Origin of the sequence: Streptosporangium sp. NPDC020072 (assembly GCF_040631445.1) — a bacterium.
Lineage (GTDB): Bacteria > Actinomycetota > Actinomycetes > Streptosporangiales > Streptosporangiaceae > Streptosporangium.
Map to the genome: position 1 here is coordinate 1 of NZ_JBEYAB010000043.1, position 1338 is coordinate 1338.

1 protein-coding gene is annotated in these 1338 nt (G+C 69.4%); it reads right to left on the reverse strand.

The annotated features are described in order from the left end of the window. Positions 1 to 54: 54 nt before the first annotated feature. On the reverse strand, positions 55 to 1293 hold the full coding sequence (locus ABZ470_RS41665; RefSeq protein WP_362918728.1) for an IS701 family transposase: 1239 nt from the start codon (positions 1291 to 1293) through the stop codon (positions 55 to 57). Between the last annotated feature and the right edge of the window lie 45 nt (positions 1294 to 1338).

Sequence of the window (1338 nt, forward strand, 5' to 3'; positions counted from 1 at the left end):
GGCCTGCCCAGACGGCCAGCAGCACCTGTAGTTCCCTGAGAACCGCATACAGCGTCAGGCCGCCCCAGCCGCTTTTGGGCTGCTCAAGCGCAGTTCGGTGCAGAACAGATGCGCGGCGCTCACCAGCGTGACGTGCCGGTGCCAGCCGCTCCAGGACCGGCCTTCGAAATGGTCCAGCCCCAGGCCGGTCTTCAGTTCCCGGTAGTCGTGCTCGATGCGCCAGCGGATCTTGGCCAGGGCGACCAGGTCGGCCAGTGGAATGCTTGCGGGCAGGTTCGACAACCAGTACGCGGTCGGTTCGGGGGCGTTTCGGGGCCACTCGGCGATCACGTGGCTGATCGGCAGTGACCCGTCGGCGGCCAGGCGGGGCCGACGTCCGGCGATGCGCACCGGCATGATCACGAACTCCGACCGCAACCTCCCCTTGGAGCCGTTGCGCCAGGTCAGCGAGCGGGCCGCGACAGGCCCGGCGGCCAGGACATGCTCGCGCAGGCTGACCGGCCGACTGCGATAGCGCGACTTGGGGTACGGCCCCAGCCCCGAATAGGGAATCGTCGCGGGGACGGCGTGCGCCGCATGCGCGGTGACGGCGCCTTTGACCTGCATCACATAGCTCAAGTGGCGTTCGGTCAGCGCGGCACGCAACGCCGCGTTGTCGCCGTAGGCGGCATCGGCCACCACCACCGGCGGCGCCAGTCCCTGACCGGTGAGCTCATCGAGCATCTCCACGGCCAGCTGCCATTTGGGGCGGTGACCTTCGCTTGCCGGGATGGCGCAGCGGGCCCGCCGGGCGGTGATGTGCCCGGCCGCCTCCTGGCCGGTGGCCTGGGCGGCGTCCCAGCAGGCGGGCAGGAACAGCCGCCAGGTCAGAGGGCAGGAGGCGACATCGGTGACCGCGTGCACGCTCACTCCGATCTGACAGTTGCCGATCTTGCCCAGGGTGCCGGAGTACTGGCGGGTCACGCCGGGGGAGGCGGTGCCGTCCTTGGCAAAGCCGGTGTCGTCGATCACCCAGGCAAGTGGGGCGATGGCCTGGGTCGCCCGGTGGGCCAAGCGGTGCCGTACCGCACGAAAGTCCCAGGTGGAAGAGGTGAGGAACTGCTGCAGGCCCTGGTGATCCACGCCCAGGCGCTCGGCCATGGGCTGCATGGACTTGCGGCGGCCGTCCAGAAGCAGGCCGCGCAGGTAGGTCAGGCCCTTGGCCCGCTGATCGCAGCGGGCCAAGGGGGTGAACACCTCAGCGGCGAACGCTTCCAGCCGCTGCCGGGTACGTGTGAGCTGTTCGGGGGTCACATCCGGAGCGAACCATCACACGGTGGCATTGACCAGTCACAACAG